Source organism: Anoxybacillus sp. ST4 (assembly GCF_019448545.1).
In the GTDB taxonomy this organism is placed as follows: Bacteria; Bacillota; Bacilli; order Bacillales; family Anoxybacillaceae; genus Anoxybacillus; species Anoxybacillus pushchinoensis.
Window position 1 is genome coordinate 284,652 of sequence record NZ_JAHZOE010000001.1, and the last position, 21,908, is coordinate 306,559.

25 protein-coding genes and 1 tRNA gene are annotated in these 21,908 nt (G+C 42.3%); 7 read left to right on the top strand and 19 right to left on the bottom strand.

The window, feature by feature from the left end; all coding sequences use genetic code 11:
* Positions 1-15: 15 nt before the first annotated feature.
* Together sodA and K1I44_RS01675 are read right to left on the bottom strand one after the other, a co-directional pair.
* A complete protein-coding gene (gene sodA, locus K1I44_RS01670; RefSeq protein WP_003393974.1) occupies positions 16-624 on the bottom strand; it encodes a superoxide dismutase SodA in 609 nt (202 codons plus the stop codon).
* A gap of 166 nt (positions 625-790) precedes the next feature.
* A tRNA-Ile gene (locus tag K1I44_RS01675) sits at positions 791-864 on the bottom strand.
* Positions 865-1,001: 137 nt separating this feature from the next.
* Between K1I44_RS01675 and K1I44_RS01680 the strand changes: the two genes are divergently transcribed.
* Positions 1,002-1,775 carry a DUF1189 domain-containing protein gene (locus K1I44_RS01680; protein WP_219985080.1) on the top strand — a complete coding sequence of 258 codons (774 nt, stop codon included), beginning with the start codon at positions 1,002-1,004 and terminating at the stop codon, positions 1,773-1,775.
* 14 nt (positions 1,776-1,789) lie between these two features.
* Here the strand turns inward: K1I44_RS01680 and K1I44_RS01685 are convergent, their stop codons facing one another.
* Positions 1,790-3,532: a methyl-accepting chemotaxis protein gene (locus K1I44_RS01685; protein ID WP_219985081.1), complete on the bottom strand. Its 1,743-nt coding sequence runs from the start codon at positions 3,530-3,532 to the stop codon at positions 1,790-1,792.
* Positions 3,533-3,692: 160 nt separating this feature from the next.
* On the opposite strand from K1I44_RS01685, the gene K1I44_RS01690 reads away from it, so the two are divergent.
* On the top strand, positions 3,693-4,004 hold the full coding sequence (locus tag K1I44_RS01690; RefSeq protein WP_003393968.1) for a type IV pilus assembly protein FimV: 312 nt from the start codon (positions 3,693-3,695) through the stop codon (positions 4,002-4,004).
* Between the two features lie 79 nt (positions 4,005-4,083).
* A complete protein-coding gene (gene ispG / locus K1I44_RS01695; protein ID WP_003393965.1) occupies positions 4,084-5,172 on the top strand; it encodes a flavodoxin-dependent (E)-4-hydroxy-3-methylbut-2-enyl-diphosphate synthase in 1,089 nt (362 codons plus the stop codon).
* A 27-nt stretch (positions 5,173-5,199) separates the two neighbouring features.
* Here the strand turns inward: ispG and K1I44_RS01700 are convergent, their stop codons facing one another.
* The gene (locus K1I44_RS01700; RefSeq protein WP_003393962.1) at positions 5,200-5,535 is read right to left on the bottom strand and encodes a hypothetical protein; all 336 of its coding nucleotides are present in this window, start codon (positions 5,533-5,535) and stop codon (positions 5,200-5,202) included.
* A 129-nt stretch (positions 5,536-5,664) separates the two neighbouring features.
* Here K1I44_RS01700 and K1I44_RS01705 point away from each other — a divergent pair, with 129 nt between their 5' ends.
* Positions 5,665-6,240, top strand: coding sequence for a hypothetical protein (locus tag K1I44_RS01705; protein WP_003393959.1), 576 nt, complete (start codon positions 5,665-5,667; stop codon positions 6,238-6,240).
* A 2-nt stretch (positions 6,241-6,242) separates the two neighbouring features.
* Here K1I44_RS01705 and K1I44_RS01710 read toward each other — a convergent pair whose 3' ends face one another.
* The 4 genes from K1I44_RS01710 to K1I44_RS01725 form a co-directional block, all read right to left on the bottom strand.
* Positions 6,243-6,668: a Fur family transcriptional regulator gene (locus tag K1I44_RS01710; RefSeq protein ID WP_003393957.1), complete on the bottom strand. Its 426-nt coding sequence runs from the start codon at positions 6,666-6,668 to the stop codon at positions 6,243-6,245.
* Between the two features lie 7 nt (positions 6,669-6,675).
* A complete protein-coding gene (locus tag K1I44_RS01715) occupies positions 6,676-7,509 on the bottom strand; it encodes a metal ABC transporter permease (protein WP_219985083.1) in 834 nt (277 codons plus the stop codon).
* A gap of 15 nt (positions 7,510-7,524) precedes the next feature.
* The gene (locus K1I44_RS01720) at positions 7,525-8,280 is read right to left on the bottom strand and encodes a metal ABC transporter ATP-binding protein (RefSeq protein ID WP_003393953.1); all 756 of its coding nucleotides are present in this window, start codon (positions 8,278-8,280) and stop codon (positions 7,525-7,527) included.
* Between the two features lie 63 nt (positions 8,281-8,343).
* Entirely contained in the window at positions 8,344-9,219 is an 876-nt protein-coding gene (locus K1I44_RS01725; protein ID WP_003393950.1) for a YitT family protein, read from the bottom strand.
* Between the two features lie 84 nt (positions 9,220-9,303).
* On the opposite strand from K1I44_RS01725, the gene K1I44_RS01730 reads away from it, so the two are divergent.
* Positions 9,304-9,558, top strand: coding sequence for a DUF2624 domain-containing protein (locus tag K1I44_RS01730; RefSeq protein WP_003393948.1), 255 nt, complete (start codon positions 9,304-9,306; stop codon positions 9,556-9,558).
* Between the two features lie 23 nt (positions 9,559-9,581).
* Here the strand turns inward: K1I44_RS01730 and K1I44_RS01735 are convergent, their stop codons facing one another.
* The gene (locus K1I44_RS01735; RefSeq protein ID WP_219985084.1) at positions 9,582-10,469 is read right to left on the bottom strand and encodes a deoxyribonuclease IV; all 888 of its coding nucleotides are present in this window, start codon (positions 10,467-10,469) and stop codon (positions 9,582-9,584) included.
* A 13-nt stretch (positions 10,470-10,482) separates the two neighbouring features.
* Complete coding sequence (locus K1I44_RS01740) at positions 10,483-11,763, bottom strand: DEAD/DEAH box helicase (RefSeq protein WP_003393944.1); 1,281 nt, start codon at positions 11,761-11,763, stop codon at positions 10,483-10,485.
* Between the two features lie 158 nt (positions 11,764-11,921).
* Between K1I44_RS01740 and vrrA the strand changes: the two genes are divergently transcribed.
* Together vrrA and K1I44_RS01750 are read left to right on the top strand one after the other, a co-directional pair.
* Entirely contained in the window at positions 11,922-12,365 is a 444-nt protein-coding gene (gene vrrA / locus K1I44_RS01745) for a VrrA/YqfQ family protein (protein WP_003393942.1), read from the top strand.
* Positions 12,366-12,432: 67 nt separating this feature from the next.
* A complete protein-coding gene (locus K1I44_RS01750; protein WP_003393940.1) occupies positions 12,433-13,380 on the top strand; it encodes a 4-hydroxy-3-methylbut-2-enyl diphosphate reductase in 948 nt (315 codons plus the stop codon).
* A gap of 9 nt (positions 13,381-13,389) precedes the next feature.
* Here the strand turns inward: K1I44_RS01750 and K1I44_RS01755 are convergent, their stop codons facing one another.
* From K1I44_RS01755 to recO, 9 genes are all read right to left on the bottom strand, one after another.
* The gene (locus K1I44_RS01755) at positions 13,390-14,508 is read right to left on the bottom strand and encodes a Nif3-like dinuclear metal center hexameric protein (RefSeq protein WP_219985085.1); all 1,119 of its coding nucleotides are present in this window, start codon (positions 14,506-14,508) and stop codon (positions 13,390-13,392) included.
* Positions 14,505-15,209 (bottom strand): tRNA (adenine(22)-N(1))-methyltransferase, encoded by a 705-nt coding sequence (locus K1I44_RS01760; RefSeq protein ID WP_219985086.1) that lies wholly within the window; start codon positions 15,207-15,209, stop codon positions 14,505-14,507. The genes K1I44_RS01755 and K1I44_RS01760 overlap by 4 nt, the downstream gene beginning before the upstream one ends.
* Before the next feature lie 90 nt (positions 15,210-15,299).
* On the bottom strand, positions 15,300-15,662 hold the full coding sequence (gene cccA, locus K1I44_RS01765; RefSeq protein WP_003393933.1) for a cytochrome c550: 363 nt from the start codon (positions 15,660-15,662) through the stop codon (positions 15,300-15,302).
* Between the two features lie 110 nt (positions 15,663-15,772).
* The gene (locus K1I44_RS01770; protein ID WP_219985087.1) at positions 15,773-16,306 is read right to left on the bottom strand and encodes a hypothetical protein; all 534 of its coding nucleotides are present in this window, start codon (positions 16,304-16,306) and stop codon (positions 15,773-15,775) included.
* Between the two features lie 74 nt (positions 16,307-16,380).
* On the bottom strand, positions 16,381-17,499 hold the full coding sequence (rpoD, locus tag K1I44_RS01775) for an RNA polymerase sigma factor RpoD (RefSeq protein WP_003393929.1): 1,119 nt from the start codon (positions 17,497-17,499) through the stop codon (positions 16,381-16,383).
* A complete protein-coding gene (dnaG, locus tag K1I44_RS01780; protein WP_219985088.1) occupies positions 17,492-19,306 on the bottom strand; it encodes a DNA primase in 1,815 nt (604 codons plus the stop codon). Before dnaG ends, rpoD begins: the two co-directional genes overlap by 8 nt.
* Before the next feature lie 291 nt (positions 19,307-19,597).
* Positions 19,598-20,404 (bottom strand): pyruvate, water dikinase regulatory protein, encoded by an 807-nt coding sequence (locus K1I44_RS01785; protein WP_219985089.1) that lies wholly within the window; start codon positions 20,402-20,404, stop codon positions 19,598-19,600.
* A gap of 12 nt (positions 20,405-20,416) precedes the next feature.
* Positions 20,417-21,046 carry a transcriptional regulator CcpN gene (ccpN, locus tag K1I44_RS01790; protein WP_219985126.1) on the bottom strand — a complete coding sequence of 210 codons (630 nt, stop codon included), beginning with the start codon at positions 21,044-21,046 and terminating at the stop codon, positions 20,417-20,419.
* A 91-nt stretch (positions 21,047-21,137) separates the two neighbouring features.
* Entirely contained in the window at positions 21,138-21,899 is a 762-nt protein-coding gene (gene recO, locus K1I44_RS01795; RefSeq protein WP_219985090.1) for a DNA repair protein RecO, read from the bottom strand.
* Positions 21,900-21,908 lie beyond the last annotated feature (9 nt).

Genomic DNA, 21,908 nt, shown 5'->3' on the forward strand with positions numbered 1-21,908 from the left:
CCGAGCTCTTTTTCGTTATTTCGCTGCCGCGTAACGTTTTGCAACTTCGTCCCAGTTCACTACGTTCCAAAATGCTGAAATGTAGTCAGGACGGCGGTTTTGATATTTCAAATAGTACGCATGTTCCCACACGTCTAATCCTAAAATTGGTGTTTTCCCTTCCATAAGTGGTGTGTCTTGGTTTGGTGTGCTCGTCACTTCAAGTTGGCCGTTATGAACGACAAGCCAAGCCCAACCAGAACCGAAACGTGTTGCAGCTGCTTTTGAAAATTCCTCTTTAAATTTTTCAAAGCTGCCGAACGTGCTGTTAATCGCCTCTGCTAATTCACCTGTTGGCTCACCGCCACCATTTGGCGAAAGAATTGTCCAAAATAGTGAGTGGTTTGCGTGTCCTCCACCGTTATTACGGACAGCTGTACGAATGCTTTCAGGCACTGCTTCTAAATTGGCCATTAACTCTTCAATTGTTTTGTTTTGTAACTCTGGATGTCCTTCAAGCGCCGCGTTTAAGTTAGTCACATACGCATTATGATGTTTCGTGTGATGAATATTCATCGTTTCTTTGTCAATATGTGGTTCCAATGCGTCGTACGCATAAGGCAATTGTGGTAATTCAAATGCCATGCTTCATTCCTCCTCTTCATTATGTAATCATTCACTAATGAAACTTATTTACACGTTTAACAAACAGAAAAGTTTCATAAGTGAACCTACTTTAAGAGTACCAAAATGAAGCGAATGTTTCAAATTATTTGCAAAAAAACCTCGCCAACTTACTCAGCGAGGCAAGTGGACCCTGCAGGACTCGAACCTGCGACCAGACGGTTATGAGCCGTCCGCTCTAACCAGCTGAGCTAAGGGTCCGTCATATTCGGTGGTAATTTTATCAAAAAAGTAACCTATCGTCAATACGTGCAAATGGTGAAACAAAATGGTTGTGTAGCGAACATAAAAAGAAGTAGAATGGGAAATGATGACGCGTAAACGTGAAAAGGATGTGAATGATGATGTGGAGACGATTGTTACAAAGCCTTTATTCCCCAGTACATATTGCTCGCTTTCGCTTTCATCCGATTGGAAAAGCGATTGGCTACGTATTCTTTTTATCGCTCATTGCAACGTTGCCAATCGCCGTGTATTTTACAATAAGCATAAACAAAATGATCGGCTCAACGCATCAGCTACTTGAACAAGATCTTCCTCCATTTGAGGTCATAGACGGAAAACTGACATCAAATGAAAATGAGCCAATTGAATTGACGCATCCGAACGTAACGATTTTATTCGATAGCACAGGTACGCTCACCACAGATGATGCAACACGCTATATCAATGCTATTGCATTTTTAAAGGAAGAGCTCGCGCTTGTCGCCAATGGACATATGCAATCATATCCGTACGCTTTCATGCAAGTGGAGCGATTCACAAAAGAAGATGTATATGAGTTTGCTCGGACGCTACAATCGCTGCTTCCGATTGTCATTTCGCTATCGTTTCTCGTTTTGTACTTTTTCACATGTACAAGCAAATTCCTTTACGTTACGGTTCTCGCATTCATCGGTCTTATTTTCCGTGGAACATTAAATAAGCGCGGAACGTATCGCCACATGTGGAGCATATCCGCCTACTCCATCACGCTAGCGACAATCTTTTTTACCGTTATGGAGGCATTGCAAATCGTTGTACCTTATGCGGTTGCTTTAGACTGGTTCGTTTCTGTGACGATTTTGTTCGTCTCCATTAAAGAACTCCCTTCTATAAAAGAAGCAGGCTAATGCACCTGCTTCTTTTATACTTTAAATGTGGAGGTAAGCATTGATAATGATTGCGATAATTCATTTAATCGCTCACCAACCCGATACATATCATTCATTTGTTTTGTTTGGTCATGAGAAACAGACATCATTTCCTCCGCGCTCGCTAACGTTTGTTGGGCAACAGATGCAAATGCCATGGTGACCGTTTCAATCATCGGCAACAATTGCTGAAACTGTTCTAGCTCGACCTCCATTTCGGCAACGTTTCGGTTGACGCGCTGAATTTCTGTTAATAAACGGTCGAATGAACACTTCGCTTCATTTGCAGACGTGAGTTGATGTTGCAAGTGCGTCATCATACCTTCAAACTGATCTGTCGCATAAGTTGCTACCTCTTCCATCGCAAAGATAGACGATGTAATTTCTTCCGTTGCTTTCGACGCATGCTCTGCCAATTTTCTTACTTCCATAGCAACGACAGCAAATCCTTTTCCAGCTTCACCAGCGCGCGCGGCTTCAATTGTTGCATTAAGCGCCAATAGCTTCGTTTGTTCAGCAATTTGTCGGATGACATCCACCACTTTTGTAATCGACGTCGAATGATGTTTTACGCTTTGAATCGTATCGTTTACTTTTTTAAACTCTTCAGCGAACGAATGAATGCCAGTAATTAAATGCGTCAGTCGCTCCTCCCCACCTTGCGAAGACATATTCATATCTTTAGCGCTTTCCGAAATGTTTTGCACGCTTGTTAATAAACGTTCCATTCGTTTTTTCATCTCGTCTACACGATAAATGCTTTCATCTGAAGCACTTGCTGTTTCTTCAGCCCCTTGTTTCACAGTTGCAATGGCTTCCATAAGGTGATCGTTCGACTCCATCGCATGCTGCGAAACGTGCCTTAAATCGCCACCTGTCATCGTTAACTGCTTTGTCATTTCATTCATTTCGCGAATCATATTTTTCATATTCATTAACATGCGCTGAAAGCTACGCGAAAGCGAGTCCACTTCCGGCGTCGTCGAATAAATATGTTCATCAACCGTTAAATCACCGCGCGACAGCCGACTCATCGCATGACGAAGTTGAGCAATCGGTCTCGTCAATCCGCTCACTAGCCATTTAATCATGAATGCAGAAATAATAACGCTCACAGCAATAGCAATGATCGTCAGCCGCGCAAGCCGATGAATGGGTTTCATAAACTGTTCATCCGTTACCGCTATCACATAAGTTCCTTTTAACTCTTGAATCGTTTTATACGCGAACGTATATGTACGCCCGTCCCATTCCATATGCGAAACACCGTTTTTTTGTTTCACAATCGTTTCTTGAAGCGATGTCGGTACATCAAGCTGTTCATTTCGCTCAAATGTTTTTACTTCTCCTTCTCTAATTAAAAAAATATGTACAGCCAACCCGTCTTGCATAAGCTCAGCTTTTTGTTGCCTAATGGTAGAACGTAAGCTTTTTTCAAACAGTTGTTCATTTCCTGCATGAATGTACATGAGATTACGCGCCACATCAAACATCATCTTTGCTTCTCGTTCCAGACGATTTTCGATCGCTTTTACTGTCGTTTGTTTTGCTTGATCATATGCAATCATCCCAACGACGCTTAATGAAGTAATCAATACGCTAAAAAATAAGATAAATAAACGATTTTGTAAACTAATTTGAAGTAACCATTTTTTTACTTTTGGTGATGATTGGAATGTAGACATATTCATATGTTTTCTAATGTATTGTACATACCTTTTCATTTGTGCGCCCACCGCACATCCCCCCTTCGACAAATACAGACAAAGAATACCAAAAACATGTCAACCATATGTTAAGCCGTTGTAAAACAATGTAAAGCACATGTAATTTTTACGCATACATCGATCGGACAAGCCATATGGATAAATAAGAAAAGGAAAATGGGGGAATATCATGAAAAAGCTTCTCATTCTTTTTATGCTCGTTGCCATATGTGCCATTGCGTATCATGATGTCACAAAAGGAACGATTCATACAATTCATGCAGAAAAAACGGTCAAACAAACGAACGAGCTTCCATATCGCGAGGTTACCGTTCAACGTGGCGATACCCTCCTTTCGATCGTCGAACGTGACACGGATGGAAAGTTGCCGGTATCCATTCATCAACTTATTGCAGATTTTCAAACGCTCAATCCCCATGTCAACGCCCATTCACTTCAAGTCGGGAAAACATATCGCATTCCATACTATAAGCGGAAATAGCAAAAACATTGTCAACAAACGAGTAACATTGCTACAATAAAAAATGATTTGATTAATACGTTAAAGGAGCGATTGACGCGTGGGTGAAATCATTCATCGTTCAAAAACCCGCCCTGTTCGCGTTGGGAACATTACAATCGGCGGGAACAACGAAGTCGTCATTCAAAGTATGACGACGACAAAAACGCATGATGTAGATGCAACTGTTGCACAAATCCATCGGTTAGAAGAAGCTGGATGCCAAATCGTTCGCGTCGCTTGCCCGGATGAAAGAGCAGCCGATGCGATTGCTGAAATAAAAAAACGTATTCATATCCCGCTCGTTGTCGATATTCATTTCGACTATCGTCTCGCTTTAAAGGCGATTGAAAACGGCGCGGATAAAATTCGCATTAATCCCGGAAACATTGGCAAGCGTGAAAAAGTCGAGGCGGTCGTTAAGGCAGCAAAAGAGCGCGGAGTACCTATTCGTATCGGTGTCAATGCTGGCTCGCTCGAAAAGCGCATTTTAGAAAAATACGGGTATCCAACTGCAGATGGTATGGTCGAAAGTGCTTTGCACCATATTCGCATTTTAGAAGACCTTGATTTTGAAGACATTATCGTTTCACTCAAAGCTTCCGACGTACGCTTAGCCATTGAGGCGTACGAAAAAGCAGCTCAAGCGTTCGACTATCCACTTCATCTCGGCATTACTGAATCCGGTACGTTATTTGCAGGGACGGTAAAAAGCGCTGCAGGGCTTGGAGCGATTTTAAGCAAAGGAATCGGCAACACCGTACGTGTATCTCTCAGCGCTGATCCTGTCGAAGAAGTGAAAGTGGCGCGGGAGCTGTTGAAAGCGTTCGGTCTCGCTGCAAATGCGGCAACGTTAATTTCTTGTCCAACATGCGGACGAATTGAAATTGACTTAATTCGCATAGCAAATGAAATTGAAGAATATATCGCAAAAATTAAGGCACCGATTAAAGTCGCTGTGCTCGGTTGTGCAGTAAATGGACCGGGGGAAGCGCGCGAAGCGGACATCGGCATTGCAGGAGCTCGCGGAGAAGGATTATTGTTTCGCCATGGAAAAATCGTTCGCAAAGTACCTGAAGAAACAATGGTTGAAGAGTTGAAAAAAGAAATCGACAAATTAGCGGAAGAATATGCGTCGAAAGGAAAATAAAAATAAGAGGGGACACGCCCCTCTTATTTACCAAAATCGAACGAAAAAGCTTAAAATGATGGAGACAGCACCGATTCCGATCGCCCAAGCACCTAACGTTTCCGCTCCTCGACGGCGGGCGATAAATCCGAAAATAATGCCGGCTGCTCCCATAATGACTGGCATAAGAAAAAGGGAAACAATCGATAAAGCAAGTGCGAGCCAACCAACTCCGCGACCGTTCTCTCCACGATCTACTTCTTTGTCAGAAAATCGAATCGGCTCTGCGATTTCACCTGCTGTTTCCTCCATAAAGTCTCTTTCTACATTTGGAACCGTGTCTATTCGTGTGTTGTCATACAATCGCTCACGTTCATTGTCCATGACAATTCCCTCGCTTTCGTGAAATGAGGAGCACTATTATTATGGAGTAAACGAAGCGGCATTATAGATGTTACTTTATGTCAGTGATATAATGGGCGAGGAAACTGCATCATAGAAAGGGGAAACTATATGTTCAAACGGCGATTTGGCATCGATATTGATGGGACGGTCACATGTCCAAGTACATTCATTCCATATTTAAATGAATCGTTTCAAAAAAATTTAACGCTCGATGATATTACAGATTACGACTTAGTTCCTTTTTTAGACACAACAGAAGAAAAATTAAATGAATGGATGGAACAATATGAACCGATCATTTACAGCGAAGCCCCTCTTGCCAATGGAGCATTAGAGGTCATCAACAGTTGGAAGGATAAATACGAACTGTATTACATTAGTGCACGTGGTCGCCACTTATACGACATTACAGAAAAATGGTTTCGAAAACACGGCGTGCATTATCATCATATCGATCTTGTCGGTTCCCATGACAAAATGGAAGCGGTAAAAAAATACAACATCGATATTTTTTTTGAAGACAAATACGATAATGCTTGTAATATCGCTGAACAGTGCCGCATTCCTGTCATTTTATTTGATACGCCGTATAACCGCGGCCCACTCCCAGAAGGAGTCATTCGAGTGTACAACTGGCATGAAGCGAAGCGACAAGTGGAACAATTAGTTACAACAACAAGCTGACACTATACATCAGCTTGTTGTTGGCATGATGGACACATTCCGTACACTTCAAACTTATGACCGGAAATGCTGTATCCTCGCAAATCTTCGGATAATTCATTCATCGGACACGTCACAAGCTCTTTTGTTTTTCCACATGACATACAAATAAAATGATGGTGATGGTGATGCACATTGCACGTAAACCGAAAACGCTTCTCTCCAGAAAGCTCTGTCATTTCCAAAATACCTAGCTCGACGAACAACGCCAAATTGCGATAAACTGTGTCAAAGCTAAGACCTGGATATCGCTCTTTCATCACATCAAGCACGTCTTTTGCTGTTAAATATTTGTCTGTTTGCGCGAACAGCTCCAACATTTCTTCCCGCTTTCCTGTATACTTAAATCCTCTTTTTTTCATTAATTCAAGCGCCTCAGACACGTTCATGCTTCTTTCACCCTCTCTTCCACTTTTTCCACATGATCGTACTAATCAATATGAAAACAGCTAACAGCACAATCGTTCCACCGGGAGCTAAATTCAAGTAATAGGAAAGAAACAAACCAGCAACGACAGCAAGCTCACCAAATAATATCGAAAAACATAACGCTTGTTTAAACCCTTTCGCGATTCGAATACTTGCTGCCACCGGAAGAGTCATAAGTGACGAAACGAGTAAAATACCGACAATCCGCATCGAAGCGGCAATGACGAGCGCAACTAACACGATGAAAATAAAATGGAGCGTCTTTACTTTTACCCCTGATGCGTGGGCATACTCCTCATCAAATGATAAAATAAACCATTCTTTATACAACAATAAAATGATCGTAAGTACGATGAAAAAAATGATGCCGATCGTCCATACGTCCGAGCGGCTTACTGCGCTCACGCTTCCAAATAAATACGAAAACAAATCAGTATTAAATCCATCGGCAAGAGAAATGAAAATGACACTTAGTCCGATGCCACTAGATAAAATAATCGGAATAGCTAATTCTTGATAATGTTTATATACGGTGCGCAATTTTTCAATAAATAATGAGCCTGCGACGGAAAAAGCCATACCAATATAAATTGGATTGAGTGTAGCTGTTGTTAACCATTTTTTTTGCACAAGTAAGCTGGCGGCGATCCCTGCAAGCGTCACATGACTTAACGCATCGGCGATAAGTGATAAACGTCGAACGACAATAAACACACCTAAAAGAGGAGCGATGAATCCGATAAATATCCCGACAATGAACGCATTTCGCAAAAACTCATACTGAAACAATGCTTCTAACATGCATATCGTCCCTTTCTACACATGGTCGTGGGCGAGTAAATGGAGATGATGACCATAAAATGATGCTACATCTTCTGTCTTTAGCTGCGCGAACTGCTGCACGCTTCCGTGAAAATGTAAATGTTTATTTAAACAAGCAACATGCGTCACTTTCTCCGTAATTGTTCCGATATCATGCGTCACGAGAAGTAGCGTCATATGATGCTGTTTGTTTAATTGCTCAAGCATATCATAAAAACTTTGAACGTGTTGGACGTCCACTCCAACAGTCGGCTCATCTAAAATTAAAAATTCCGGTTTTGACACAATGGCGCGGGCAATAAATACACGTTGCTGTTGTCCCCCTGAAAGTTCGCCAATATTTCGATGAACAAACGGGCTCATACCGACTGCATCAATTGCTTCATATACCGCTTTTTCATCGCTTTTTTTCAATCGACGAAATAAACCGAGCTTTCCAGTTAAGCCGCTTGCTACAACTTCGTACACCGTCGCAGGAAACCCTGTGTTAAAGCTATTTGCCTTTTGAGATACAAAGCCGATTTTATACCAATCTTTAAACTGTTCAATCGGTGTGCCGAACAAAAAAATGCGCCCTGTTTGCGGCTTTAACAATCGTAAAATACATTTGAGCAACGTTGATTTTCCCGAGCCGTTCGGACCGACTAAACCGACGAAAGCCCCCCTCGGAATGCGAAAATCGATATGTTGCAACACGTCCTCATCATCATATCGAAACGATACGTTTTCTATTCGTAAAATATCATCCATTGCTTAACCACCTTAATTCAAAATGATTCCGATTCATCAGTAAGTATAACGCATTTACCTTCATTAATGAATAGCGGACTTAAATTTAGCACCGCGCACTTCTTGTGTATTCATAATGGTAATAAAAGCGTTTGGATCAATTTCATATACAATCGACTTCAATTTCGTCACTTCTAAGCGTGTAACGACAGCATAAATAACTTCTTTTTGCTCATCCGTATATCCACCTTTCCCCATTAGCTTTGTCGTCCCGCGTCCGAGTCGATTCAAAATAGCATCTGATACTTCCTCGTAGCGATCCGACACGATGAGCACCGCTTTTGTTTCATCTAATCCTTGAATGACCGTATCAATCGTTTTAAAAGCAATGTAATATGTCAACACGGAGTACATGGCTTGCTTCGGCCCAAATACAAATGCCGCCCAAGTAAAAATAAACACGTTTGTAAACATAACAAATTCACCGACAGAAAACGGTAGTTTTTTCGTCATTAAAATACCTAAAATTTCTGTTCCGTCTAACGAACCGCCGTGTCGAATGACAAGCCCTACACCTGCACCAAGAATTGCACCACCGAACACCGTTGCTAAAATGGAATCTGTTGTAAACGGGGATACATGATGAAACAAGCGCTCCATAACAGCTAAAACAACGATAGAATAAAAGGAGGAGAGCATAAACGTTTTTCCGATTTGTTTATAACCGAAATACATAAAAGGTACGTTTAGCAAAATAACGAGCGTTGCAAAATTTAGCCATACATCATTCGGAAGGACGCGATCAAGAATAAGGGAAATACCGATCACCCCACCGTCAATAATTTCATTTGGAACTAAAAACAACTCGATCGATAGCGCCGCAAGCGTCGCACCAATCGTCATCATGACAACACGATATAATAGATGACTTACCGTTTCTTTTTTATGCTCCCTTTTCATCCGAATCTCCCCTTTCATTTATTTCATTATACCATCGCACATCTTCTTCTTCTTTCTCATATCGTAAACAAGGAGGGATGCTTCGTGAATGTATATCATAAAATTGTCCAACATAAAATGAAATCGATTACCGCGGCCGAGTTAATGATGTACGCAAAACAATACAACGTGTCGCTTTCGTCCAAAGATGCCGAAATCATCGTTCAAATGATGCGCGAAAAAACGATTGATGTGTTTAATGAGCAAGCTAGAAAAGATTGGATTCGCGAACTCGCTTATCGTACGTCGCCGCAACTTGCCAAGCAAGCAAATGACTTTATCCGCCAGTTTATACAGTAAGAAGGCTGCCTGTCGACAGCCTTCTACTCGGCAATTTTCTCACGAATATGCGGATCGAACTGTTGCGCACGCAACATCGCAATTTCAAATCGATATGGTGGCTTTGCCGCTGACTTTTCACCAACATACGGCGTCTCTAAAATTTTTGGTACATGCATGAGCTGTGGATGATGCACAATATAATTTAGCGCTTCAAATCCGATATGACCGAAACCGATGTTTTCGTGGCGGTCTTTTCGGCTTCCGCACGGATTTTTACTATCATTAATATGCAGTACTTTTAAACGATCAAGCCCTACGATGCGATCAAATTGTTCTAACACGCCATCAAAATCGTTAACAATATCGTATCCTGCATCATGCGTATGACACGTATCGAAACAAATAGACAATTTATCATTATAAACGACGCCGTCAATGATTTTCGCCAATTCTTCAAAGCGGCTTCCACATTCCGAACCTTTTCCAGCCATCGTTTCTAATGCCACTTGCACTTGTTGATCGGGCGTGATTACTTCGTTTAATCCTTCTATAATTTTAGCTATCCCTGCCTCAATTCCTGCACCGACATGTGCACCGGGATGAAGAACGAGCTGCTTGGCGCCGATCGCTTCCGTTCGTTCAATTTCCGAGCGCAAAAAAGAGACGCCAAGTGAAAACGTATCCGCATTCATCGTATTACCAATATTAATAATATACGGAGCATGAACAACAATTTCATCGATACCATGCGCTTTCATATGGGCAATTCCTTGTTCAATGTTTAACTGTTCAATCGGCTTCCGCTTTGTATTTTGCGGTGCCCCTGTGTAAATCATAAATGTGTTTGCCCCGTATGAAACGGCTTCTTTACTCGCAGCTAATAGCATCTCTTTCCCGCTCATCGATACGTGCGAACCAATTTTTAACACACCATTCTCTCCCTTATTTCTTTTTCGCTCTTTGTTTTTTCAGTTGCTCACGCAATTTTTTCTTATATCCTGGCTTTACTTTCTTTTGTTTTTTCGCTATTTTTTCCACAAGTTGCTCAACTTCATCAACTTTTTTCTCTCTTTTACGTCCGTTCCATGCGTCGAGCTCGACCCATTCCCCATGACGCAAGTCGCGATGGAGAAACTGAATCCCCTTTTTTTCTAGCTTCACAAGCGCATGTTGATCTGATGCTTCATAAATCGTCGTTGCAATCCCAGCATAGCCAGCACGTCCTGTGCGACCCGCACGGTGAACATAAAAGTCTAAATCCGTCGGCAGCTCGTAGTTTATAACATGGCTGACACCTTCAATGTCAATGCCTCGCGCTGCCAAATCTGTCGCAACAATGTATTGAAATTGCAAGTCCCGAATGGCCTTCATCGTTTTTTTCCGCTCGCGTGGTGTTAAATCGCCATGTAGCACACCTACTTTTAATCCTTTTTCAATTAAACCTTCCGCCACTTCATCAGCCGTTTTGCGCGTATTAGCAAACACGATAGCTAAATACGGATTATAACTAACTAATATATCATATAAAAGCTGCAAACGGTCGCGATGACGGAGCGGAACAAGAATATGTTCAATCGTGGACGCTGCTACTTGTTTCGGAGCGATATGAATATGAGTTGGGTTCTCCATATACTTTTTCAAAAACGGCTTCAGCTTTTCAGGAATTGTTGCAGAGAAGACAAGCATTTGTAAATCTCCAGGCATTCGTCCAGCCACTTGATCGACGTCCGTAATGAACCCCATATCGAGCATGACATCCGCCTCATCAATAACAAGCATGCGAGCAGTATGAACAAATAAAGCCTGTTCACGAACGAGATCATAAACGCGTCCTGGTGTACCAATCACAATATGAGGTTGTGTTTTTAATTTTTCAATCGCTCGCACCTTATCCGTCCCACCGACAAAACAGCGCGCTGTAATTCGATGATCATCTGGACAAAATTTCGTAATTTTTAACACTTCATGATAAATTTGTGTTGCTAACTCACGAGTCGGTGCTGTAATGACTGCCTGCACTTCTTCCACATGTGGATCAATACGCTGGATGATCGGCAATAAATAAGCATGAGTTTTTCCCGTCCCTGTTTGCGACTGACCGATGACGCTTTCCCCCCGCAACACAGCAGGAATGACACGCTCTTGAATCGGTGTCGGTTTATGAAACTGCATATGATGAATCGCTTCTATAATAAACGGATGAAACGAAAAACGTTCAAACACGATTTCTCATCCCCTTTCTTATTCAGTAAAAAAAATAAACCAGTTACATATTATATACGAACACTAACCGTTCATTCAACTATATGAACTTTTGTGCATATCGTAATATAGATGAAAAAAGCAAAGTTAGCTAGCTCATACGGAAAGGAGGATTTTCATTGCGACACCCATTTATGTTTCCGCCTTCTCGTTCGCCAATGCCGCCCATGTGGCAACAACCTATGATGCGACAAATGCACGGAGGGATGTTTTCACGTTTGTTTGGCAGTCAACTTCCTGCCCAAGGCGCATTACCGAGCATTGATTCGATGTTAACGAATGTACAAAAAATGTTGCACATGGTTCAAACCATTACACCAATGGTACAACAATACGGCCCGCTCATTAAGAGCATGCCTTCAATGATGCGAATTTTTCGTGAATTGAAACAGTCTGATTCCACAGCAAAAACAAGTGAAACAGCGAGCGAAACAAGCGCTGCTACGACTGAGAAACAAATAGTAAACAAACAACGTCCCGTTCCAACTGCACGCAAACAAAAAGAGCAAAAACAAGAAAAAACGAAGAAAAAAGGACACTCCGTTCCAAAACTATATATTTAACTTTTGTATGTTCGCTCCTTCTTTTATATAATGAAAACGACAAACACGCCGAGAAGGAGCGATCCATATGGAAGTGATAAAAATTACGCCACGCGGATATTGTTACGGAGTCGTCGATGCGATGGTCATCGCCCGCAACGCCGCGCTCGATCCTACGTTACCAAGGCCGATCTATATTTTAGGCATGATCGTTCATAATAAACATGTCACAGATGCATTTGAAGAAGAAGGTATTATTACACTCGACGGTCCGAATCGACTTGAGATTTTAGAGAAAATCGATCATGGAACGGTCATCTTTACCGCTCATGGCGTTTCACCTGAAGTGAAACAGCGTGCGCGAGAAAAAGGGCTCGTCACCATCGATGCGACATGCCCAGACGTCACAAAAACACATGAGCTCATTCGCGAGAAAGTTGCTAACGGATATGAAGTCATTTACATTGGAAAAAAAGGACACCCTGAACCTGAAGGAGCGATTGGCGTCGCACCTCATGCCGTCCATTTAATCGAAAAGCCTGAAGATGTGGAACAACTGAATATTCAATCAGAACACATTATTGTGACAAACCAAACGACAATGAGTCAATGGGACGTTGCACATATCATGGAAAAAGTAAAAGAAAAATATCCACATGTGGAAATGCATCGTGAAATTTGTTTAGCGACGCAAGTACGGCAAGAAGCGGTCGCTGAACAAGCGAAAGAAGCGGATGTGACGATTGTTGTCGGCGACCCGCGAAGCAATAACTCGAATCGACTTGCTCAAGTATCTGAAGAAATTGCCGGAACGAAAGCTTATCGAGTAGCGGATGTGACAGAAATCGATATTGAATGGATTAAAGATGCGAAAAAAGTAGCGGTTACCGCTGGTGCATCGACGCCAACACCGATTACAAAAGAAGTCATTGACTTTTTAGAGCAGTTTGATCCAAATCGTCCTGAAACGTGGACACGTGAACGAAAAGTACCGCTAACAAAAATTTTACCAAAGGTGAAAAAAAGAGGCGAATAAGCCTCTTTTTTATATGAACGTAAATGGTTCTGTATTCACTTGAGACACATATATATCAACTGCAAATTTTTGTTGTGCGCACATCGTTTTTAATACGTTCGCTACTCCTTCTTTCATGACTTTTTCGACATGATGTCCCGGATCAACGACATGTAAACCGAGCATTAACGCATCATGTGCGACGTGATAGTATAAGTCGCCAGTAACGTACACATCCGCACCTCGCATTTTTGCCTCGCGAATATATTTATTTCCGTCTCCTCCGATAACCGCTACTTTGCGAACGCGGCTATCTAACTCGCCGACGACACGAACAGCCGGCACTTGCAATGACGCCTTCACATGTTCAGCGAATTGTTGCAACGTCATTTCTTCGCTTAACTTGCCGATCCGTCCAAGCCCATATGCCGTTCCTTTATTTTCAAGTGGATATATGTCATATGCCACTTCTTCATACGGATGTGCCTGTAACATGGCCCGCACCACTTTTCGTTGCAAGCTGGCAGGAACAATCGTTTCAATCCGTACTTCTTCTACTGTCTCTAACGTTCCTTGCTGACCGATAAACGGATTGGCTCCTTCTTCTGGTAAAAAAGTGCCAACCCCTTCACTGTTAAATGTGCAATGACTATAATTTCCGATATGCCCAGCCCCCGCATCACCCAATGCTTTTCTCACCGCATCCGCATGCGTACGCGGCACATATACAACAAGCTTTTTTAGCGGCTCCTCATACGTTGGAACGAGAACGTCAACGTCTTGCAGTTGCAAAGCTTCAGCAAGCCAATCATTCACCCCTCCTTTTGCAATATCTAAATTCGTATGCGCAGCGTAGACGGCAATATCGTGTTTTATACATTTTTCAATCATTCGACCGTACGGCTGGTCGGTCACAATATGTTTGAGCGGGCGGAAAATCGGTGGATGGTGGGCAATGATTAAATCGATTTGATGTTCAATCGCTTCATCGACAACTTGTTCTAACACATCTAGCGTGATCATGACACGGCGAATCGGTTTATTTAATGTACCGATTTGCAAACCAATTTTGTCGTCTTCCATCGCCAAATGTTTCGGAGCAAATTGTTCGAACAGCTGAATGATTTCATATCCGTTTGGCGTTTTCATCGTTTTAAAGCCTCCTCTACTATGCGTAATGTTTCAATAAACTGTTGCCTCTTTTTTATCGCTTCTCCTGTTTTTGCATGTTTTAACTGCTCGATCACATCACGCCAATGACTCATTTCCATCATCCATTTCTTTTCGAACGCTTCATTTCTTTCTTTTAATAAAAATGGACCGAGCAACAATTCGATATGAAGTTGTGTATATGGTCGAAGCGGATGACCTCGTTCGGCAACGAGCACTTCATAAATTTGTCCATCTTCCTCTAAAATGCGCTCATCAATCAATTCCCAATTATTTTCCAACAGCCATTTACGCACAATATGAGCGCCAACGTTCGGCTGTAAAATTAACCGTTTAACAGCGCATAGTTTTTCTTTCCCTGCTTCTAAAATGTTAGAGATAAGCGTTCCTCCCATTCCGGCAATCGTCACACAATCAACTTCATTTGGCGCTACAACTTGTAGACCGTCTCCTTTACGAACGGAAATAACGTGAGAAAGTCCGCACTTTTCTACTTGCTGTTTTGCTGAACGAAACGGTCCATCTGCTACTTCCCCCGCAATCGCTTTTGTTATGTATCCGTGTAAATACGCATAACATGGCAAATACGCATGGTCTGATCCGATATCTGCCAACACGCTTCCTTTTGGAATAAATGAAACGACCGTTTGCAATCGCTTAGATAATTGTAATTCATTCACAATGATCACCACGCTTTTTTCTTCAGTTTATCACGTTTTACAAAAAACGAAAAATCCCTTCACCGAAGTAAAGGGACTTTTCAGCTTCGTTTATTTCAATTCGGCAAGCCATTTTGCCATTTCTTCTGCTTGATCCGCAGGTACTAATCCAGCTGGCATGCTTCCACGACCGTTTACTAACACCTCTTTAATTTGGTCGACAGATAAACGATCGCCCACACCTGTTAATGCTGGGCCAACGCCACCTTCATAGTTCGCACCATGACATGCTACACAGCTTTTCTTGTAAATGTCTTCTGGACCAGCAGCTGCTGTTTCTTCTGTCTTTGCGCCGCCTTCTTTCTCTTTCGCGACTTCTTTCATATCTCCGAGGCCTTTTACAGACAGAAAGAAAATGAGACCAATTCCCATCACCATAATGAGTGCAAATGGGATTAACGGATTGCGATTCATACTTTACCCTCCCTTATGTAATAAAACATGTTTTTCAAAATGAAAACGTTACAAACAATTTTATTGTACTTTAAATTCCCATAAAGGAAAAGCCCCGTATGTAAATTTTTTTAAATGAAAAATGAAGAAATAAGAAGAATAATGCCGACAACGCCCGAAATGAAAAAATACATAAGCGAAAAACGCCAACCGATCAACAGCCAGACGAAACAGTTGAACATAACTGCCGCCGCTAATGCATTCGTACTTCCCGAGAAATAAAAATCGCTCGCACGAATCGAAAGAAGGAGCAACGACAAAGCTCCAACAATAAGCGCAATATGCGTTAACATCTTGTTTTGCACAAAAAAACGAACGGCTATAAAACAAATTATGACAAAAAGTGACAAAATGAGCGTTTGCAAAACGAACGACAATTCAGTAAAATAAATGACAAGAAGAGCAAGCGGTAAACATATGCCGATCATCGCCATTGTTGCACGGATTGCCCATGTCGGTACTTGTCTCGTTGATCGTTCAACATCGTCACGATTTCCTTCTGTATACAATGCAAGAAGAAAATCGCAATATTGTTCCGGCAACAGCCGCGTCTTCTTCCAATACTTAATTTCGTTAATAATGATCTCTTTTCGTTTTTGTTCCATTGAATACGCATTCCTTCCTAAATAAAGAAATAGCTTACTTCTATTGTAAGAAGTAAACTATTTCTTGTAAACGGTTATTCTAAAAAGTCTTTTAAACGTTTGCTGCGGCTTGGATGGCGTAGTTTTCGCAACGCCTTCGCTTCAATTTGGCGAATGCGTTCGCGCGTCACGCCAAACACTTTTCCGACTTCTTCAAGCGTTCGCGTCCGTCCATCGTCAAGGCCGAAGCGAAGACGAAGCACGTTTTCTTCTCGATCTGTTAGCGTATCTAACACGTCTTCGAGCTGTTCTTTCAATAGTTCATACGCCGCATGTTCGGCAGGAGATGTCGCATCTTGGTCTTCAATGAAGTCGCCTAAATGTGAATCGTCTTCTTCGCCAATCGGTGTTTCAAGCGACACAGGTTCTTGAGCGATTTTTAAAATTTCTCTCACTTTTTCTGGCGTTAAATCCATCTCTTCTGCAATTTCTTCGGGAGATGGCTCGCGGCCGAGATCTTGCAACAGCTGACGCTGAACGCGAATAAGCTTGTTAATCGTTTCAACCATATGGACAGGAATGCGGATCGTGCGCGCTTGGTCAGCAATGGCGCGCGTAATTGCTTGGCGAATCCACCATGTTGCATATGTGCTAAATTTATATCCTTTGCGGTAATCAAATTTTTCGACCGCCTTAATTAAGCCCATGTTCCCTTCTTGAATTAAGTCAAGGAAAAGCATACCGCGGCCGACGTAACGTTTCGCAATGCTTACGACGAGGCGAAGATTCGCTTCTGCTAGACGGCGTTTAGCTTCTTCGTCTCCTTGTTCAATACGTTTCGCTAGTTCAATTTCTTCCTCCGCTGACAATAGCGGAACGCGGCCGATTTCTTTTAAATACATGCGGACAGGGTCATTAATTTTTACGCCCGGCGGAACGCTTAAATCGTTTAAATCGAACTCTTCATCTTTCAAATCGTCGAAATCTGGATCGTCTAAATCAGCATCATCAAGATCAGACTCGCCGACGACTTCGATACCTTGTTCGTTTAAATACTCATAATACTCATCCATTTGATCAGAATCAAGATCAAACGGGGATAATCGTTCAGCGATTTCTTCATAGGTAAGAACACCACGTTTTTTACCTAGTTCGACTAATTGTTCTTTTACTTGTTCTAACGTTAAATCGGAATGTGTTGACTTTTCAGCCATTTATTCCCCTCCTTCCAAAATGCAAAGACTTTCGCAATGCGATGATCTCACTTGCAATGCGTTTGGCGCGCTCATAATCTTTTTGCCGTTCGGCTTCCCGTAGCTGCGCTTCTTTTTGCTTCAACAACTGTTCTTGAGGGTAATTGAGCACGCATTGGATATAATCTTGTAACTCTGCTGATGAAATATTTTCGTTTATCGGCATCATCGCCAGCTCTGTAACAGTGCGCTTCAATTGCGGATCATGAATGCGTTCAAGTAACGAGCTTACATCGGGTTCGTGTCCTTCTTCGTAAAACGCATATACATAAGCGACAATGGCGCGATGCTCTTCAATGTTGAATGCCCCTTCGATCGCTTGTTGAACTGTAAATGCGATCGTTTTATCACGCAACATATGTGCGATTAACATCCGCTCTGCCTTTTGAAAGGCTGGCAACAATTTCGATTTCGTAGGCGGCAATACTGTTTCGCGATGCTCTTTCTTGCGTTCGACTTGTTGCTTCTTCCCATATACCGCCATTTGTTCGCGCAATGCATCCATTGAAATAGAAAACTCATCAGCAAGTTGCCGCAAGTAATAATCGGCTTCAATCGCATTAGATAAACGGCTAATTTCTTTTACCGCTTCTTCAATGTAGCGAAGACGCTCGCTTTCGTTTTGCAAATGACGACCGCGCTTTAAATATTCAAGCTTAAACGCCGTCAACGACAAGCTCGCATCAAGTACGTGATGACGAAAACGATCAGCACCGTATCGACGCACGTACTCATCAGGATCGAGTCCGTCTGGCATCATCGCGACTTTTACGTAGCAACCAGCCTCAACGAGCGTTTCTGACGCCCGCAACGCAGCATCTATCCCCGCTCGATCACCATCGTAACAAACGATCACCGACGAGGCGTTTCGACGCAGCATACGTGCTTGCTCTTCTGATAACGCCGTCCCCATCGTTGCTACCGCATGGGTAATGCCCGCCCGCACAGCAGCAATTACGTCTGCAAACCCTTCAAGTAGAACGACTTGCTGCTTTTGCCTCATCGGCAAACGCGCCTCATGAAAATGATATAAAATGTTTCGTTTATTAAAAATGGGTGTTTCAGGGCTATTGACGTACTTCGGATCTTCGTTTCCGAGCGTTCTGCCCGAAAAGGCAACCGTTTCTCCTTGATGGTTATGAATCGGAAACATAATGCGATGGCGAAAACGATCAAAATATGATTCCTCACCTGATTTTTTCGCAATTAAGCCCGCTCGTTCCATAAGCGGAAGCGAAAAGCCTTTGTTTGCTAAAAACGTGACAGCCGCATCCCAAGATGGCAAAGCGTACCCAATTTCGAACTGTTCAATGATCTCGAGCGTAAATCCACGTTGAAGCAAGTAGTTTAATGCTTCCTCTCCTTCATTTGTATGCATAAGCAAATGATGATAAAACTTCTTTAACAGCTCATGTGCTGCAACCATCACCGCTGTTTCTGTTCGTTTAGCCGATGGATGATCATCGACAACGTCCGATAAATCGACATTTGCCCGCGGCGCCAATCGCTTTACAGCCTCAATAAATGTGATCCCTTCAATTTCCATTAAAAACGAAAACACATTTCCGCCTGCTCCACATCCAAAACAGTGGTAAATTTGTTTTTCTGGTGAAACAGAAAAAGAAGGTGTTTTCTCTCCGTGGAAAGGACATAATCCAAAGTAGTTGCGCCCTTGCTTCTTCAGTGAAACATACTGCTGAATGATGTCTACAATATCGACTGAGCGACGAATATGCTCAACCGTTTCTTCAGGAATGCGTTGTCCCATGTTCCAACAGCTCCAAACATATTTCGACAAAACTCGTTTCTGATATAGAAATGTTTTGTATGTCTTTATTCTCCATCGCGCGAAACAATCCTTCTTTTTGCGAAAAAAATATTGTCGAAAATCCCGATGCATTGTCACTTGACAATTAGCTATAAATAGTTTATTCGTCCTATGTTCAGTCTAAACCTGTTTTATCACAATTTTTTATTATAATATAAAAAACATGAGTTGGCTATAAAAATACATCAAAATGAAAAGCACATATCACTATTGTGACTGTGCTCCATTCGTTTATTTCTCTCTTTTCCGCATAATATTCATAATGACGTTTGCTGTTTCTTCAACAGCTTTATTTGTTACATCGATGACTTCGCAGCCAATTTTTTTTACGATGCCATCAAAATATTGCAATTCCTCTTTAATCCGATCGATATTTGCATAAATGGCGCGATCATCTAACCCGAGCGACTTCAATCGCTCACGACGAATTTCATTTAACTTTTCTGGGCTAATTTTCAGTCCAAAACATTTTTCTGGCGGCACTTGAAATAACTCCTCTGGTGGGTCAACTTCTGGAACGATGGGCACGTTCGCTACTTTAAAGCGCTTATGGGCTAAATATTGTGATAATGGCGTTTTTGACGTGCGTGATACGCCAATTAACACGATATCTGCTCGCAAAATGCCGCGCGGGTCACGTCCATCGTCGTATTTCACCGCAAATTCGATAGCTTCAATTTTACGGAAGTAATCTTCATCTAGTACACGAACAGGTCCTGGCTCGCAACGTGGCGTCATTCCGAATAGTTGTTCCATTTGTTCAATGAGCGGTCCGATAATGTCATATACAGGAACCCCTTCACGTGCCGCCTCAGCTAATAAAAATCGGCGCATTTCTGGTATCACTAATGTAAATACAATGATCCCTCGGTTCATTTTAGCTAAAGCGACAACTTCCGATAACGTCTCAACGTCCTCTACGTACGGGACACGTCGGAACTGCACGAGCGCCCCTTGAAACTGACTCGCCGCCGCCTTCACAACGAGTTCTGCCGTCTCTCCTGCTGAATCGGATACGACGTATACGATCTGGCTCATGTTTTTCCCCCTTTAAAGCACGTCTTCTTTCGCTAGCGCGACAAGCACCTTCGTCATATTTGTTTTCGTGATGCGCCCAACAACTTCATACCCTTTGTCTACTTTTTTAACGACAGGCATCGCATCAATTTGTTTTTCAATCAATTTTTGGGCGACATCAATAAGTAAGTCATCTTTTTCACAAAAAGTAATGTTCGGCATTCTCGTCATAATAATATTGACAGGGATCGATGTTAACTCTTGTTTTCCGATGCTCGCGCGAAGCAAATCTTTCCGAGATAAAACGCCGACGAGCAAAGATTCCTCGTCCACGACAAACAACGTGCCAACATCCTCTAAAAACATCGTGACAATCGCATCATAGACGCTCACGTTTTCATGAATGACAACAGGAATGGATTGATAGTCACTTACTTTAATTTTTTTAATTTTATCGGCAAGCAACTGCGTCCCTGTTTTTCCTGTGTAAAAATAACCGACACGAGGTCTCGCCTCTAAATATCCCGCCATCGTCAAAATGGCCAAGTCTGGTCTCAACGTCGCACGCGTCAAATTAAGCTTCTCAGCGATGTGCTCACCTGTAATCGGACCGTGATCTTTGACGATTTGCAAAATTTGTTCTTGACGTTTATTGAGTTCGATTGTCGCTCACCACCTTACAATAGGCTACATTATAAGACCATATTATAATTCATCTTCATATTTTGCAAACAAAAGTGGGAAGCGGACAACGTTATATTTGTCCGCTTTCACCTTTTAATGTATGGAGCTGCCGTAAAAAACGTTTTGTCTTTAACGAGAGACCTGAATATTCATCGTAGTAGGCTGAGATGATCGTTTGCAGTTGTTGTTTCGTTTCTTGTTTGACAGCGATTCGACCAATACGGGACAAATCAACGTAGTAAAAAAGGCGAAGCAGCTTCAACACCGATGAGCTCATCGATATGCGGTGTGGATCGCGCTCAAAACAGCGATGACAGAGAAATCCTCCCTCTGTAATTGAAAAAGCAAACGTTCCTTCTGTTTGTCCACAAACGGCGCAGCCGTCCAACTTCGGATACAATCCGAATGCTGGAAGGAGCTTCATTTCGTATATGTATGTCAGTACCTCAGCATCGAGCCCTTCATTCATATACGTGAGCGTTTGTAAAAGAAGTTCAAACAAATACGGATTCGGCTTTCTTTCTTCCGTTGCTTTATCTGTTAACTCCACAATATATGACGCATATGCTGTCAAAAAAATATCTTCTCGTATATGCCGCATCGTTGAAAGCAATTCCCCTTGATGCAAGCTTCCGACGCCACGGCTTTTTTGTACGAGATATATTCCGTATGTAAACATTTGCGTAACGGAAGAAAGGCGGCTACTCGGCTTTTTCGCTCCTCGTGCCATCGCAGCAACCTTTCCCCATTCGCGCGTAAATATCGTAACGATTTTATTCGTCTCTCCGTAGTCGATTGTTCGAATAACAATTCCTTCACACTTTTCAAACATGCAACATAA

Bases quoted from the DNA above. Each gene is read 5' to 3' on its own strand.
- K1I44_RS01770 (WP_219985087.1), bottom strand. From the start codon at position 16,306: ATGGAACAAAAACGAAAAGAGATCATTATTAACGAAATTAAGTATTGG.
- cccA (WP_003393933.1), bottom strand. From the start codon at position 15,662: ATGAATCGCAATCCGTTAATCCCATTTGCACTCATTATGGTGATGGGA.
- K1I44_RS01725 (WP_003393950.1), bottom strand. From the start codon at position 9,219: ATGAAAAGGGAGCATAAAAAAGAAACGGTAAGTCATCTATTATATCGT.
- K1I44_RS01690 (WP_003393968.1), top strand. From the start codon at position 3,693: ATGAAAAAGCTTCTCATTCTTTTTATGCTCGTTGCCATATGTGCCATT.
- K1I44_RS01680 (WP_219985080.1), top strand. From the start codon at position 1,002: ATGATGATGTGGAGACGATTGTTACAAAGCCTTTATTCCCCAGTACAT.
- K1I44_RS01710 (WP_003393957.1), bottom strand. From the start codon at position 6,668: ATGAACGTGTCTGAGGCGCTTGAATTAATGAAAAAAAGAGGATTTAAG.
- K1I44_RS01755 (WP_219985085.1), bottom strand. From the start codon at position 14,508: ATGAAAACGCCAAACGGATATGAAATCATTCAGCTGTTCGAACAATTT.
- K1I44_RS01750 (WP_003393940.1), top strand. From the start codon at position 12,433: ATGGAAGTGATAAAAATTACGCCACGCGGATATTGTTACGGAGTCGTC.
- dnaG (WP_219985088.1), bottom strand. From the start codon at position 19,306: ATGGGACAACGCATTCCTGAAGAAACGGTTGAGCATATTCGTCGCTCA.
- K1I44_RS01715 (WP_219985083.1), bottom strand. From the start codon at position 7,509: ATGTTAGAAGCATTGTTTCAGTATGAGTTTTTGCGAAATGCGTTCATT.
- K1I44_RS01785 (WP_219985089.1), bottom strand. From the start codon at position 20,404: ATGAGCCAGATCGTATACGTCGTATCCGATTCAGCAGGAGAGACGGCA.
- recO (WP_219985090.1), bottom strand. From the start codon at position 21,899: ATGTTTGAAAAGTGTGAAGGAATTGTTATTCGAACAATCGACTACGGA.
- K1I44_RS01705 (WP_003393959.1), top strand. From the start codon at position 5,665: ATGTTCAAACGGCGATTTGGCATCGATATTGATGGGACGGTCACATGT.
- sodA (WP_003393974.1), bottom strand. From the start codon at position 624: ATGGCATTTGAATTACCACAATTGCCTTATGCGTACGACGCATTGGAA.
- rpoD (WP_003393929.1), bottom strand. From the start codon at position 17,499: ATGGCTGAAAAGTCAACACATTCCGATTTAACGTTAGAACAAGTAAAA.
- K1I44_RS01720 (WP_003393953.1), bottom strand. From the start codon at position 8,280: ATGGATGATATTTTACGAATAGAAAACGTATCGTTTCGATATGATGAT.
- K1I44_RS01700 (WP_003393962.1), bottom strand. From the start codon at position 5,535: ATGGACAATGAACGTGAGCGATTGTATGACAACACACGAATAGACACG.